13 protein-coding genes are annotated in these 13171 nt (G+C 71.6%); 8 read left to right on the top strand and 5 right to left on the bottom strand.

Features of this window, described 5'->3' with window-relative positions:
* Positions 1–16 precede the first annotated feature (16 nt).
* The 5 genes from lptB to DWB05_RS10640 all read right to left on the bottom strand — a co-directional run bounded on the left by lptB (position 17) and on the right by DWB05_RS10640 (position 5480).
* Positions 17–799: an LPS export ABC transporter ATP-binding protein gene (gene lptB, locus DWB05_RS10660; RefSeq protein ID WP_114377188.1), complete on the bottom strand. Its 783-nt coding sequence runs from the start codon at positions 797–799 to the stop codon at positions 17–19.
* Positions 796–1680, bottom strand: coding sequence for an LptA/OstA family protein (locus DWB05_RS10655; RefSeq protein WP_114377187.1), 885 nt, complete (start codon positions 1678–1680; stop codon positions 796–798). Before DWB05_RS10655 ends, lptB begins: the two co-directional genes overlap by 4 nt.
* Complete coding sequence (gene lptC / locus DWB05_RS10650; RefSeq protein ID WP_157967171.1) at positions 1677–2357, bottom strand: LPS export ABC transporter periplasmic protein LptC; 681 nt, start codon at positions 2355–2357, stop codon at positions 1677–1679. Before lptC ends, DWB05_RS10655 begins: the two co-directional genes overlap by 4 nt.
* 11 nt (positions 2358–2368) lie before the next feature.
* A complete protein-coding gene (locus DWB05_RS10645) occupies positions 2369–3373 on the bottom strand; it encodes a KpsF/GutQ family sugar-phosphate isomerase (protein ID WP_114377185.1) in 1005 nt (334 codons plus the stop codon).
* A gap of 88 nt (positions 3374–3461) precedes the next feature.
* Positions 3462–5480 (bottom strand): 4Fe-4S dicluster domain-containing protein, encoded by a 2019-nt coding sequence (locus tag DWB05_RS10640; RefSeq protein WP_198669142.1) that lies wholly within the window; start codon positions 5478–5480, stop codon positions 3462–3464.
* 77 nt (positions 5481–5557) lie between these two features.
* On the opposite strand from DWB05_RS10640, the gene DWB05_RS10635 reads away from it, so the two are divergent.
* The 8 genes from DWB05_RS10635 (at position 5558) to DWB05_RS10600 (ending at position 13171) form a co-directional block, all read left to right on the top strand.
* Positions 5558–6289, top strand: coding sequence for a biotin/lipoate--protein ligase family protein (locus DWB05_RS10635; RefSeq protein WP_114377184.1), 732 nt, complete (start codon positions 5558–5560; stop codon positions 6287–6289).
* A complete protein-coding gene (locus DWB05_RS10630) occupies positions 6286–6846 on the top strand; it encodes a DUF6505 family protein (RefSeq protein ID WP_198669141.1) in 561 nt (186 codons plus the stop codon). Before DWB05_RS10635 ends, DWB05_RS10630 begins: the two co-directional genes overlap by 4 nt.
* The gene (locus DWB05_RS10625; RefSeq protein ID WP_114377183.1) at positions 6843–7871 is read left to right on the top strand and encodes a DUF6352 family protein; all 1029 of its coding nucleotides are present in this window, start codon (positions 6843–6845) and stop codon (positions 7869–7871) included. The genes DWB05_RS10630 and DWB05_RS10625 overlap by 4 nt, the downstream gene beginning before the upstream one ends.
* A gap of 2 nt (positions 7872–7873) precedes the next feature.
* Positions 7874–8383 carry a DUF3305 domain-containing protein gene (locus DWB05_RS10620; RefSeq protein ID WP_114377182.1) on the top strand — a complete coding sequence of 170 codons (510 nt, stop codon included), beginning with the start codon at positions 7874–7876 and terminating at the stop codon, positions 8381–8383.
* On the top strand, positions 8376–9101 hold the full coding sequence (locus DWB05_RS10615; protein ID WP_114377181.1) for a DUF3306 domain-containing protein: 726 nt from the start codon (positions 8376–8378) through the stop codon (positions 9099–9101). The genes DWB05_RS10620 and DWB05_RS10615 overlap by 8 nt, the downstream gene beginning before the upstream one ends.
* Positions 9102–9270: 169 nt before the next feature.
* Positions 9271–9876, top strand: coding sequence for a TorD/DmsD family molecular chaperone (locus DWB05_RS10610; protein ID WP_232818506.1), 606 nt, complete (start codon positions 9271–9273; stop codon positions 9874–9876).
* 102 nt (positions 9877–9978) lie between these two features.
* Entirely contained in the window at positions 9979–10185 is a 207-nt protein-coding gene (locus tag DWB05_RS10605) for a twin-arginine translocation signal domain-containing protein (protein ID WP_114377179.1), read from the top strand.
* A gap of 31 nt (positions 10186–10216) precedes the next feature.
* Positions 10217–13171 (top strand): formate dehydrogenase subunit alpha, encoded by a 2955-nt coding sequence (locus DWB05_RS10600; RefSeq protein ID WP_114377178.1) that lies wholly within the window; start codon positions 10217–10219, stop codon positions 13169–13171.

Genomic DNA, 13171 nt, shown 5'->3' with positions numbered 1-13171 from the left:
TCCTCCTCGCGCGCGGTCAGAGCCGGAAACGGTCGCCGAGATAGACCCGGCGCACCCCGTCGTGGGCGACGATGTCCTCCGGAGCGCCCTCCATCAGCACCTGGCCATCGTGCAGGATATAGGCACGGTCGATGATCTCGAGTGTTTCGCGCACGTTGTGGTCGGTGATCAGCACGCCGATGCCGCGGTCCTTCAGGTGGGCGACCAGATCGCGGATGTCGCCCACCGCGATCGGGTCGATCCCGGCCAGAGGTTCATCGAGAAGAATGAAGGATGGGTGAGTGGCCAAGGCCCGCGCGATCTCCACCCGCCGCCGCTCGCCGCCCGAAAGCGCGATCGCGGGGGTGCGCCGCAGGTGACTGATGGAGAATTCGGCCAGCAGATCGTCGAGGATCGCCTCGCGCCGCTCGCGATCCGGCTCCACCACCTCCAGCGTGGCGCGGATGTTGTCCTCCACCGAGAGACCGCGGAAGATCGAGGCTTCCTGCGGCAGGTACCCGAGGCCGAGGCGCGCGCGGCGGTACATCGGCAGATCGGTGATGTCGACCCCGTCGAGGAGGATCCGCCCCTCATCCGGGCGGACGAGACCGACGATGAGGTAGAAGCAGGTGGTCTTGCCGGCGCCGTTCGGCCCAAGCAGGCCGACCGCTTCGCCGCGGCGCACCGAAAGCGACACGTTCCGCACCACCGGCCGCTTCTTGAACCGCTTGCCGAGGTTCGACGCGACCAGCCCGGGGCTGCCGGGCAGCACGGTGAGCGGGCCGGGCCCCGCGGCGGATGTGGGCGAGGGGGCGTTCATCGCCCTCTCTCCAGGGCGGGAGCGGGCGGGCGACGCTCCTCCGGCACCAACATGCCGGCGACCCTGCCGCCCGGTGTGGGCAACAGCCGCGACACCCCGGTGCGAAGGTTCACTTCGGCGACCGCACCGTTGAGCTGGTTCTGGCCACGGGTGATGCGCACGGCGCCGAACAGCCGCGCCACCCCTTCGGCCGGCAAGTAGACCCCGCGATCTCCGCGCACGACGTCGGTCTCGGTAGTGATGCGGACGTCGCCCCAGGCCTCGGCCCGCTCGAGCCGCCCTGCCCCGGGAACCGGCGTGCCGCGCACCGTCTGGGCGGGTGTCGCCGTCTCGCGTTCGGCGAACCAGGCGGCGATCGTATCGGCCTCCAGCTTCCGGTCGGGCGCGGTGACGACCGCCTGGCCGCGCGCCACAGCCATCCGCGTCACGGACCAGTATTCCAAGGCATCGCGGGCGGTCACCGTGTCGGTGCCGTTGGTGAGCGCGAGTGACCGTCCCGTCAGCACCAGCACCTTGCGGTCGAGGTCGTAGATCGCGCGGTCTCCCTGTGCCCGGTCGTTGCCGGCGACGATGCGCACATTGCCCTCCGCCTCCAGCCGCCAGACCTCGGAGGCGCCGCCGAACGGCGAGCCGTCCGCGGCGCGGGCCTCCGCACCCGCGCGCGGCCGGTAGCGGGCGAGCAGGCGGTCGGCGAACACGGTCGTCCCGTCCCGGGTGGCCCGGGCGTTGCCGCGGGCGATCACCACCTGGTCGTCACGGCGCCACTCGATCGCGCCATCCGCCAGCACTTCGACCGGGCCTTGGCCGGCAAGGCCCAGGTCCTGCGCCGCTGCGGAGCAGGCGAGGAGCAGGACGATGGCGGCAAGGCCGAAGCGGGTCACGGCGAACCCTCGGCGGTGCGCAGCAGCATGCGCGCCGGCCCGGGAAAGATCACCACCGCGCCCTTTTCCTCCAGGCGGAAGCCCGGCGCATCGATGCTGCCGGCCGGCCCCTGCACCACTACCGGCTCGTCGCCCTCGGCGCGTCCGGCGGCGAGGTCGATCCGCGCCTTCGCCGTACGCACCTCATAGCCCGCATCGTGATGCAGCACGACCTCGTCCTCGAGATCGAGCAGGCGCGTCGTGCGGTCGAACCGACCGGACCGGGCCTCCAGCGTGAGCCAGGTCCCGTCCTCGAGCGTGACGTCGCCGCGCGGGGCCGCCAGCTCGATGACCACCGATCCGTCAAGCTGTTCCGCCTTTTCGGCGGTCAGCGTGAAGGGGCGGCCACGGTCGTCGCGCCCCACGTAGCGGGCGTCGAGCACGCGGGCACTGTCCGGCATCGCCTCCGTCGGTTTGCGGTAGGCCACCCGCATGCGCTCCTCGGTGCCGGTGATCTGCGGCCAGGCGAGGATCAGGGCCAGAGCCGCCAGGGCGGCGAGCGGGAGGGCGCGCTTGAGCACACCGACCGCGAAGCGGCGGCGAGCGATGGCGGTGGCGTCGGGAACGAACGGGCGTGCCCGCAGAGACGGCACGCGCACCCGGCGGGGGGCGGGCGGGACGGGCCGGGCTGTCCCCATGGCGGCGGCCTTCATGCGACCCCGGCGCGGAGCAGGTCGTGCACGTGCAGGATTCCCACCGGCCGGCCGTCCTCGACCACGAACAGGGCGGTGATGCGGCGGTCGTTCATCTCGCGCAGGGCCTCGACTGCCAGGGCGTCCGGCGCGATGCTGCGCGGAGATCGTGTCATAACCTGTAGCGCCGTGCGGGACAGCAGATCGGGGCTCATGTGACGGCGCAAATCGCCGTCGGTGATGATGCCGACGAGACGCCCCGCCCCGTCGGTCAGACCGAGGCAACCGAAGCGATGGGCGGTCATGCGCACGATCGCCTCGTCCATGCGGACGGTTTCGGGAGCGAGCGGGACCTCCTCGCCCCCGTGCATCAGATCGCGCACGCGCAGGAGCCGGCGGCCGAGCCGCCCACCCGGGTGCAGGACGCGGAAATCCTCCGCCCCGAAGCCCTTGCGGGCGAGCAGGGCGACGGCGAGCGCGTCGCCCAAGGCCAGCATCAGCGTGGTGGACGTCGTTGGGGCGAGGCCGAGCGGGCACGCCTCCGCTGCCGGGGGAAGGATCAGGGCGACGTCGGCGTGGCGGGCGAGCGTGCTCTCCTCCCGCGAGGTGATGGCGACGAGCGGGATGGCGAAGCGGCGGGTGTGCGAGACGAGGTCGGTCAGTTCGCTCGTCTCGCCCGAGTTGGAGAGGGCGAGCACGGCATCCGCCGGCGTCACCATGCCGAGATCGCCATGGCTCGCTTCGGCCGGGTGGACGAACTGGGCGGGGCTGCCGGTGGAGGCGAGGGTGGCGGCGATCTTGCGGGCGACGTGCCCCGACTTTCCGATGCCGGAGACGATGATCCGCCCCTGCACCGCCTCCAGGAGATCGAGAGCGGCGACGAAACGATCGTCCAACGAGCGCGCCAGACGCTCGAGGGCGGCAGCTTCGGTCTCGAGCACGCGGCGTGCGGCGGCAAGGTCGTCGCCGCGGCGGGCCCGATCGGGTGCGCGGTCCGGCTGGCGGAGGGCTGGGGCGGACATCGCCCGTGATGTAGGGCCGGCATCCGCGCCGGGTCAATCAACCGTCGGGTAGCGACTGGCAAGACTTGTGCCAGCGAGGGGCGGCCCCTCAGACGTCGTCGCCGGTCAGGATCTTCGGCCGCGGCGGCCCGGCATAGGGGTCGATCCCCGATGTCTCGGTCACCGCGATCACCCGGCAGTCCTCGCACATGCGCATCAGTTCGAGGTTGGCCGCGTTGCCCTTGTACATCCAGTGGCTCGCCGCGAGTTTCGCCACCACCCGCTCGATCGAGGACTTCACGCCGAAGGGCTTGCCGCAGCGGATGCAGGCGAAGGGCTCCTCCTCCTTGATCACCCGCGGCGTGACGACATCCGCGCCCACGTTGAGGCGCGGGACGAGGGTGATCACCTTCTCCGGACACGTCGCGGCGCAGAGGCCGCACTGCACGCAGGCATCCTCGACGAAGGAGAGCTGAGGCCGGTCCGGGTTGTCGCGGAGCGCGCCCGTGGGGCAGGCGGACACGCAGGAGAGGCAGAGCGTGCAGCCTTCAGCGTTCACGGCGAGGGTGCCGAAGGGCGCCTTCTCGGGCAGGGGCACGATGTCGACCGGGGCGGGGGCGGCCTTGGCGAGCTCGCGCAAGGAAAGCTGGGCGAGGCTGCGCTTGTCGCCCATCGGCGCGAAGGTCCGCAGCACCGCCACCCCCTCGCGTTTCGGCAAGGCGGCGAGGGCGGCGGCGAGCGCATCGGGGTCCGAGGCCTCGATCGTCCCCACGCGCCCCTCGCCGAAGCCCCAGGCGCGGAGCACGGTGTCGGCGAGGGCGAGCGTGCGATGGAGGGCCTCGAGGTCGGCGCGGGCGCGGGCGGGCAGCAGCACGCGAAGCTCGGCAGCGCCGTAGGCGAAGGCGGCCGCCACCGTCTCCAGCCCGAGCGCGGTCACCTCGTTCAGCGCGAAAGGCAGCACGCGCGCGGGCAGACCGTCGCCGAACCGGGCCAGGGCCTCGATCAGCGGCTCCCCGTGCTCGACCTCGTGGATCAGCAGCACCGGACGCTCTCCCCCCGCCTCGCGATAGGTGAGGAGGAGGGCGCGCAGGCGCCTGAGCAGCGCGTCGGCCGGCGGCAGCGCGTAGGAGGCGGCGCCCGTCGGGCAGACGGCCGAGCACGACCCGCAGCCGGCGCAGATCATCGGATCGAGCGCGACGGCATCGCCGTTCGGCCGGATCGCGCCGACGGGGCAAAGGTCGAGGCAGCGCGTGCACCCCGTCTTGCGCGACCGGGAATGGGCGCAGAGCGCCTCGGTGAAGGCGACGAAGCGCGGCTTGTCGAAGGTGCCGACGAGATCGGCCGCGGCAAAGATCGCCCGCTCCACCGCCACCGGGTCGTTCGGGTCGGCGCGCAAGTAGCCCGGACGCTTGTGGGGCGCGGGAAAGAGGGGGGTGAGGCCCGAGAGGTCGAGGATCAGGTCGGCCCGGCTCTTCGCCCCGTTGCGCGCGGGGCCGAAGACGAGGCTCGCGCGCGAGGAAGGCGAAGGCGCGGCATAGTCGTCGACGACGAGCTCGAAGGCGCCCAAATGCCCCGAAGCGCGCACGATCCGCCCCTTCACCACCGGGAACTCGGTCGCGCGCGGCGGTGCGACGTCCTTCGGGTCGGCGAGCAGCACGGTGAGATTGAGCTTCGCCGAGAGCCGCCGCGCCGCCTCGATCGCGCGCTCGTCCCGCCCGTAGACGAGCGCCACACCCTCCGAGCGATAGGTGACGATCGGGGTGGGCGGCATCGGCACCTGAGCGGCGGCGATCAGCGCCGCCATCTTCGGCCCGGCGCGGTCGGCCTCCGCCGACCAGCCTGCCGTCTCGCGCAGCCGGACCGTGTCGACCGCGTGCCCGGACTTGGCTTCGGCGGCGGCGTCGGCGAACACCGCGCGCTCCTGAACGCAGCCGACCAGCACCTCGCCCTTGGCGAGCGCGGCGGCGAGCCGCGGCAACTCGGCGCGGCAGAGCTGGCGCGCCGTCTCCAGCCGCGCCCCTCGGCAGCCCTTGGCGAGCGCGCGCTCATCGAGCGGCATCGTGCCTTCGCAGGAGCAGACGAAGACCGTCCGCTCGCCTCGGGGATCGCCTTGCGTGCCGTCGGCCATGCCCCCGTTCCTCCCGCGCCTGTGAAACCCACCCGGCGCGGCATATATGACGAAGCCGCGACCGGGGACAGGGAGCGATGGGGACGGAGATCCTGACACCGCCGCTCGACCTGCCGCCTCTTTATCGGGAGGTGGCGCTGCGCGAAGGGGGCGATGCCTTCGCGCAGGCCTGCGCGATCGCGCCCAGGGCGGGGGCGGGCACGCTCGTCTGGTCGCGCTCCTACCGACGCTTCGACGTCGCGGTGGTGCTCGAGCCGGACCGCCCGCTCGGCCCCGCACGGCTCGCCCTGCATGCCGGCATGGTCGCGCTCGCCGACATGCTCGCCGTGCACGCCCCGCCCGAGACCCCGCTCGCCTTCCTCTGGCCGGACCGGATCGAGATCGACGGGGCGGCGGCCGGCGGGGTGCGACTTGCCTGGGCGGAGGCCGCGGAGGGGGAGGTGCCCGCCTGGCTCGTCCTGCATGCCGGGCTGCGCGTGGCCTTCGACGAGGGGGTGGAGCCCGGCACGCGGCCCGATCTCACCTCGCTCATCGAGCAGGGCTTCGAGCCGGTGGAGGTCGGCCGACTCGTCGAGTCCTATGCTCGGCACCTGATGGCCTGGCTGCACGAGTGGCAGGAGCGCGGCCCCCGCCCGCTCGCCGAGGCCTACCTCGCCCGGCTCGCCGCACCGCAGGCGGCGAAACGGGGGATCGATCCCGCCACCGGCGATCTCATCCTGCGCGACGAGACGGGACGGGACGAACGCCTGAGCCTCGCCGCCGCGCTCGCCTCCCCCTCCTGGCTCGCCGCCGCCGGAGTGGACGAATGATCGAGGCACCACGGCCGATCCTGCGCACCATTCGCCTTGACGCCTCCGACACCCTGATTTTCGAGGCCGCAGCGGAGCCGGGCGAGGTCGCGGTGGTCGGTACCTTCCTGTTCTGGGACGCCGACCTCGAGAGCCTCGCCGGCAAGGCGCGCCAGGCCTTCCGGGCGGGATTCCTCGGCACTGCGAGCTTCGGCTGGTCCACCCTGGTCAGCGTCGGCTCCGCCACGCCGGAGGAGAGGGCAGCGGCGGTCGCGTCGCTGGCACGGCTGATCCGCGACCGCCTCGGCGCGCCGGATGAGGCGTCGGCGCGAGCGGCGGCCGAGGAGGAGATCGCCCACGCCGAAAGCCTCTGCGCCGGCCATGCCCCGGGCACCCTGATCGCGCTCTCGCGCACGGCGGAGGAGGGCGGGCGGATCCGCGAACGCTTCCGCACCCTCCGCCCGCGCGGTGCGCCGCAGGCGCTGCCCGTGATCGGCGTGATCCGCGAGGAGGGCGACGAGGTTGCCCCCGAACCGGTCGATCTCGTCGCGCTGATGCGGACGGGGGGTGGGGCATGAGCCGCGACTTCTGGCTCGCCTCCGGCCATCACCTCGCCGAACGGCACGCCACGGGCGGGGTGGCGGTGACGGATGCCCTGCTCGCCGCCTGGCTCGCCCGCCCCGAACTCGTCCCGCCCGAGGAGGCCTGCGACGCCGAGCGCGCCCTGCACGCCGCCCTGCTCGCCGACCCGCGCCGCCCGGTCGCCGAGGCCGAGATCGCGGCCCTCGCCGATGCGGATGCGCGCGAAAACTGGGCGGTGTGGCTCGCCTTCCGCGACCACCTGCTCGCTCACCCGACGCTGGAGGCGGCCTACGCCGCGCTCTTCGCGCGCGACCTCTCGGCGACCCCGCCGATGTTCCTCGCCCAGCTCGTCCAGCTCATCCTGCGCAACGTGCTGGATGGCTGCGAGGACGCGTTCATGCTGCGCGCGGCGGAGCTCTTCTTCCGCCCCCAGCGCGCCTCGACCGAGGGCGGCAACCTGCTGCTCGCCGACGAGGAGGTGGTGGAGAGCGCGGCCAAGGGGGGAGGGGGCTTCGGCGTGCTCGGCGCGCTGCTGGCCGAGGCCGGGGCGAGGGCGGCGATCGAACTCGACGTGCTGAACGACGCGAACGCCGCGCAATACTGGGAGCGGTCGGATCGGCACGACTTCGTGCTCGACCTCACCTTCGGCCGCGAAGGCCAGGCGGCGCTCGCGCGCGTCATCGCGCTCTGGGTCGCGCACATGACGGGGGCGGAGGTGACGGTCGAGCCGCTGCAGACCATCCACGACGAGGCTTGGCTCTGGTACGTCGGGCTCGATGCCGAGGCCTCGGCCATCGTGGGGCGGCTCTGGCACGGCGAGGCGGTGGAGCCCGAGGCCCTCGGGCGCATCGCTGCCCTCTTTGCCCTGCGCTTTGCGGACACGCGCCTTGTCCTGCCCCAGGTCGGCGCGCGCCCCGTCTATCTCGCCCTCGCGTTCGACGTCGCGCGCCGGGTGCGGATGAAGCCGCAGAACCTGCTCGAGAACCTTCCCTTCGCGGCGCGCGGGGCGAGGGCGGCCTGACGATGGATCGCTTCCTTCGTCTTCCCGTCTCGGTCGTGGTGGAGAAGAGGGCGGCGCGGAGCCCGTGGGTCGATCACCTCTGGGTCCCCGTCGCCGTGCTGCCTGCCCCCACCGTCGCCGCGCCGTGGACGGTGCTGCGCCGCGAGGGCGACGTCACCGCCTACATCGCGGGGCAGACGGAGCTCGAACTCGCCGCCTCCGACACGCCCGGCTACAAGGCGAACCTGGAGAGCGGGCGGCCGGTGCTGTGGGTGGTGCTGCGCGCCACGCTCGACGAACCGGGGGTGGAACTGCACCGCGTGCTGGCCGATGCCGGCGAGGCGGAAAGCCTGGTGAGTGTGGGTTCCTCCGACATCATCGAGCCGGTGCCGATGCCGGGGCCGATCCGCGAGACGCTGGAGGCCTTCGTTGCGCTGCATCATCGCGAGCGGAGGTTCTTCAAGCGCAAGCGCGATCGTGCCGACCCCGAGGCGCTGGCCGCGCGGCCGAAGATCGTGGACGAGGATGGCTGAGGAGAGGGAGATCGAGGCGGGGGAGGGCCGGGGCGAGGGCTTCCTCGCCCGCTGGTCGCGCCGCAAGAGGGCGGCGCGCGAGGGCCTTCCGGTCGAGCCGGAACCGGCGGAGCCGCCACCCACCGAAGCCCCTTCCGGGACGGCGCCGCCGCACGCGACCGAGGAGGAGCCGATCGACCTCGAGTCGCTGCCGAGGATCGAGGAGATCACGGCCGAGACCGACATCTCCATCTTCTTCCGCAAGGGCGTGCCGGCAGCCCTGCGAAACGCCGCGCTGCGCCGGGTCTGGTCGCTCGATCCGACCATCCGCGACTTCATCGGCCCTGCCGACTACGCGTGGGACTGGAACACGCCGGGGGGGGTGCCCGACTTCCTCGAAGGGGTGGGCGAGACCCCGGCGATTCGTGCCCTCGTCGAGCGGATGTTGTCGCCGTCGCCGCCGGTGAGGGGGGAGGCGGAGGCCGAGGCCGAGGCCGAGGCCGAGGCCCCCGCTTCGCTGGCCGCCGCCGAGGACCGTCGCGATCTCCTCGACCCGGTCCGCCCGCCCGGCGCGCCGCCTCCCCCTCCCCTCGCGGCCCAGGCGGAGCCTGACCAGCCCGGCTCGACCACGGGCGATGCGTCGGCATCGGCGGAGGGTACAGCCGCAGCACCGGAAGCCGAGCAATCCCCGCCGCCTGCTTCGCTGCCGCGTCGCCACGGCGGCGCCCTGCCGGTGTGAAGGGGGAAGACCCCGGCGAGCCCGACCGTTTCGATCGGGATTTTGCTGCACTGCGATCACGCGCCCGCGAGGAAGGGCTCTTGGCAAGACTTCGTCGGTGCGCCTAGAGTCCCGAAAAGGATCGCGGGAAGGGAGCACCCGACGGTCCGCACGAACGGGAACGAAGACGGTGGGAGTCGAATCGCCAGTCGGGTGTTGCGCGGCGGACGAGGCCGATCTTGGCCGAGCGCGGCTCTATCGGCTGCTCGCCACCTTGCTCGTGCAGGCCCCGGGCGGCGACCTCCTGTCACGCCTCGCCGGTCTTGCCGGCGACACGACCCCGGTGGGTGCCGCGCTCGGCCGGCTGGCCGAGGCTGCCGAGGCCACGACGGCCGAGGCGGTCGAGCGCGAGTTCTTCGATCTCTTCATCGGCATCGGTCGGGGCGAGCTGCTGCCCTATGCGAGCTACTATCTCACGGGGTTCCTGCACGAGAGGCCGCTTGCGCGGCTGCGCGGCGATCTCGCGCGGCTCGGCATCGCCCGTGCGGACGGTGTCGCCGAACCTGAAGATCACATCGGCGCGCTGTGCGAGGTGATGGCGGGGTTGATCGACGGCACGTTCCCGGCCCCGGCGGGCGAGGACGGACGGTTTTTCGAGCGGCATCTGCGGCCCTGGGCCGCGCGGTTCTTTGCCGACCTCGAAAAGGCGAAGGTGGCGCGGTTCTACCGCGCGGTGGGGGCGCTCGGCGGGCAGTTCATCACGATCGAGACGGAGGCCTTGGCGCTGCCGGCTTGATCTGGATCAAATGCGTCCGGCGCGCCGCGTCGGATGGTGAGGATGGGAGCGAAAATGCCCGACCCGGCGAATCGGGAAAGGCAGGAGAGGTGGGAGAGAGCGATGAGCGAGGCGATCGAGAAGGGCGAGGCGCGGCGTCGTTTCCTGCGCGGGCTCGGCGTGGCCGGGGCGGCGGCGGTCGCCGCGCCGTTCGGCGGTGCGACGCCGGCCCAGGCGCGCGAGAGCCGGGAAGAGAAGCGGCGGGCCCGCTACCAGCCGAACTCGCCGCACGTGCAGGCGTTCTACCGCACCAACCGCTACGAGCGTTGACGCCGCGGTCGCGAACGGGGAGGAGTGAAAGATGCTGATCAAGCGCAGTGACGCTCAGGCCGCGCGCGGCGGGTTGGCCGCTTCGGTCGCCGCCCTCTCGTCCGGCGTGCTCGATCGCCGCGCCTTCCTGCGGCGTTCGGGGGTGGCTGCTGGTGGCCTCGCCGCCCTCGGCGCGCTCAGCGCCGGTACGGTGAGGAAGGCCGAAGCTGGGCCGATGCAGCCCGGCGTGCGGGTCGAGATCAAGAAGAACATCTGCACGCACTGCTCGGTCGGCTGCACGGTGACGGCCGAGGTGCAGAACGGCGTGTGGGTCGGGCAGGAGCCCTCCTGGGAGAGCCCGATCAACCGAGGCACGCACTGCGCGAAGGGCGCGGCGGTGCGCGAGCTCGTGCACGGCGATCGCCGCCTGAAGTACCCGATGAAGCTCGAGGGCGGGCAGTGGAAGCGGATCTCCTGGGCGCAGGCGATCGACGAGATCGGCGACAAGCTGCTGCGGATCCGCAACGAATCCGGTCCTGACGCCGTCTTCTTCCTCGGCTCGGCGAAGTTCTCCAACGAGGGCGCCTACCTCTTCCGCAAGTTCGCCGCCTTCTGGGGCACCAACAATGTCGACCACCAGGCGCGCATCTGCCACTCGACCACGGTGGCGGGCGTTGCCAACACCTGGGGCTACGGGGCGCAGACCAACTCCTACAACGACATCCGCAACGCCAAGACCGTGATCATCATGGGCGGCAACCCGGCGGAGGCGCACCCGGTCAGCCTGCAGCACGTGCTGCAGGGCAAGGAGAAGAACCGCGCCAACCTGATCGTCATCGACCCGCGCTTCACCCGCACCGCGGCGCACGCGACCGAGTATGTGCGCCTCCGCCCAGGCACCGACATCCCCCTGCTCTGGGGCATGCTGTGGCACATCTTTGAGAACGGCTGGGAGGACAAGGAGTTCATCCGCCAGCGGGTGTACGGCATGGAGGAGGTGCGCAAGGAGGTCGCCAAATGGAACCCTGAGGAGGTCGAGCGCGTCACCGGCGTGCCGGGCGCTCAGCTCCGTCGGGTGGCGGAGAAGTTCGCCAAGGAGAAGCCGGCCACCCTGATCTGGTGCATGGGCATGACCCAGCACACGGTCGGTACGGCGAACGTGCGCGCGGCCTGCATCCTGCTGCTCGCCACCGGCAACGTGGGCGGCGCCGGCAACGGGGCGAACATCTTCCGCGGCCACTGCAACGTGCAGGGTGCCACCGATTTCGGCCTCGATACGACGACGCTGCCCGCCTATTACGGCCTCGACGAGGGGGCGTGGCGGCACTGGTGCCGCGTGTGGGAGGTCGACTACGAGTGGATGCGCAGTCGCTTCGGCCCGCCCGGGGCAGATGACGCCACACGCAAGCGGATGATGGAGATGGCCGGCATCACCACCACCCGCTACATGGACGCCACGCTGCTCGATCCGGTGAAGGACGGCACCCGCCAGCTCGCCGAAGGCCAGCCGAACTACCGCGGCATGGTTGTGTTCGGTCACGGCGGCAATACGGTGGTGCGCATGCCGGAGGCGGTGGCCGCGCTCGAGAAGCTCGACCTTCTCGTCGTCGCCGACCCGCACCCGACGACCTTCGCGGTGCTGCACAACCGCAAGGAGAACACCTATCTGCTGCCGATTTGCACCCAGTTCGAGTGCGACGGCAGCCGCACCGCCTCCAACCGCTCGGTGCAGTGGGGCGAGAAGATCGTCGAGCCGATCTTCGAGAGTAAGAACGACTACGAGGTGATCTATCGCCTGGCCGAGAAGCTCGGTTTCGCGAACGAGATGTTCAAGAACATCACCGTCCGCGCCCGCGTGCCGGAGCCGGAGAGCGTGCTCCGCGAGATCAACCGCGGCGCGCTGAGCACGGGCTACTCCGGCATCTCGCCCGAGCGGCTGAAAGCGCACATGCGGAACCAGCGGCACTTCGACCTCGTTTCGCTGCGTGCGGGGCCGGATGCGCCGGAGGAGGTGCGCGGCGACTACTACGGCTTGCCCTGGCCGTGCTGGGGCAAGCCGGAGATCCGCCATCCCGGCACGCACATCCTGTACAACACCCACCTGCATGTGAAGGACGGTGGCGGAACGTTCCGTGCTCGCTTCGGCGTCGAGCGCAACGGCGTCAGCCTTCTCGCCGAGGGCTCCTACTCGAAAGGGTCAGAGATCCAGGACGGCTACCCCGAGTTCACCATGGCCGTTCTGAAGCGGCTCGGCTGGGACAAGGACCTCACCGCCGAGGAGCGCGCGGTGATCGAGCGGATCGGCGGCAACAACGTCGATCGCGTGTCCTGGGCGACTGACCTCTCGGGCGGGATCATCCGCGTCGCTCTCGAGCATGGCTGCTCGCCCTTCGGCAACGCCAAGGCGCGCGCCAACACGTGGAACCTGCCAGACCCGATCCCGGTGCACCGCGAGCCGATCTACAGCCCGCGCCCGGATCTCGTCGCGAAGTACCCCACGCGCGACAACTTCATGGCGCACCGTGTCATCAACTACGGGCGCACCGTGCAGCAACTCGCCGTGGAGCGGAACGTCGCCCGCGACTTCCCGATCGTGCTCACCTCGGGTCGCCTGGTCGAATACGAGGGGGGTGGCGAGGAGACGCGGTCCAACAAGTGGCTGGCCGAACTGCAGCAGGACATGTTCGTCGAGATCAATCCGCAGGATGCGGCGGAGCGCGGCATCCGCGACGGGCAGTGGGTCCTCGTCTGGGGTCCGGAGATGCCGCAGGGCAAGGCCTGCCGCGTGAAGGCCCTCGTGACGGAACGCGTCGGCAAGGGCGTGGCGTTCATGCCGTTCCACTTCGCCGGCTGGTTCATGACCGAGGACCAGCGGCGCAAGTATCCCGCCGGCACCGACCCGATCGTGCTCGGCGAGAGCGTGAACGCCGTCACCACCTACGGCTTCGATCCTGTCACCTCGATGCAGGAGACGAAGTGCACGCTGTGCCAGATCCGCGCGGCGTGA

This window comes from Elioraea thermophila (ex Habib et al. 2022) (genome assembly GCF_003336755.1).
Classification (GTDB): Bacteria; Pseudomonadota; Alphaproteobacteria; order Acetobacterales; family Acetobacteraceae; genus Elioraea; species Elioraea thermophila.
This window is presented reverse-complemented; position numbering and strand designations above follow the sequence as displayed.

What these genes read in the sequence shown, in the direction of transcription:
- DWB05_RS10625 (WP_114377183.1), top strand. Translation starts at nt 6,843, where the DNA reads ATGAGCCGCGACTTCTGGCTCGCCTCCGGCCATCACCTCGCCGAACGG.
- DWB05_RS10605 (WP_114377179.1), top strand. Translation starts at nt 9,979, where the DNA reads ATGAGCGAGGCGATCGAGAAGGGCGAGGCGCGGCGTCGTTTCCTGCGC.
- DWB05_RS10640 (WP_198669142.1), bottom strand. Translation starts at nt 5,480, where the DNA reads ATGGCCGACGGCACGCAAGGCGATCCCCGAGGCGAGCGGACGGTCTTC.
- DWB05_RS10645 (WP_114377185.1), bottom strand. Translation starts at nt 3,373, where the DNA reads ATGTCCGCCCCAGCCCTCCGCCAGCCGGACCGCGCACCCGATCGGGCC.
- DWB05_RS10630 (WP_198669141.1), top strand. Translation starts at nt 6,286, where the DNA reads ATGATCGAGGCACCACGGCCGATCCTGCGCACCATTCGCCTTGACGCC.
- DWB05_RS10600 (WP_114377178.1), top strand. Translation starts at nt 10,217, where the DNA reads ATGCTGATCAAGCGCAGTGACGCTCAGGCCGCGCGCGGCGGGTTGGCC.
- lptB (WP_114377188.1), bottom strand. Translation starts at nt 799, where the DNA reads ATGAACGCCCCCTCGCCCACATCCGCCGCGGGGCCCGGCCCGCTCACC.
- DWB05_RS10635 (WP_114377184.1), top strand. Translation starts at nt 5,558, where the DNA reads ATGGGGACGGAGATCCTGACACCGCCGCTCGACCTGCCGCCTCTTTAT.
- DWB05_RS10615 (WP_114377181.1), top strand. Translation starts at nt 8,376, where the DNA reads ATGGCTGAGGAGAGGGAGATCGAGGCGGGGGAGGGCCGGGGCGAGGGC.
- DWB05_RS10620 (WP_114377182.1), top strand. Translation starts at nt 7,874, where the DNA reads ATGGATCGCTTCCTTCGTCTTCCCGTCTCGGTCGTGGTGGAGAAGAGG.
- lptC (WP_157967171.1), bottom strand. Translation starts at nt 2,357, where the DNA reads ATGGGGACAGCCCGGCCCGTCCCGCCCGCCCCCCGCCGGGTGCGCGTG.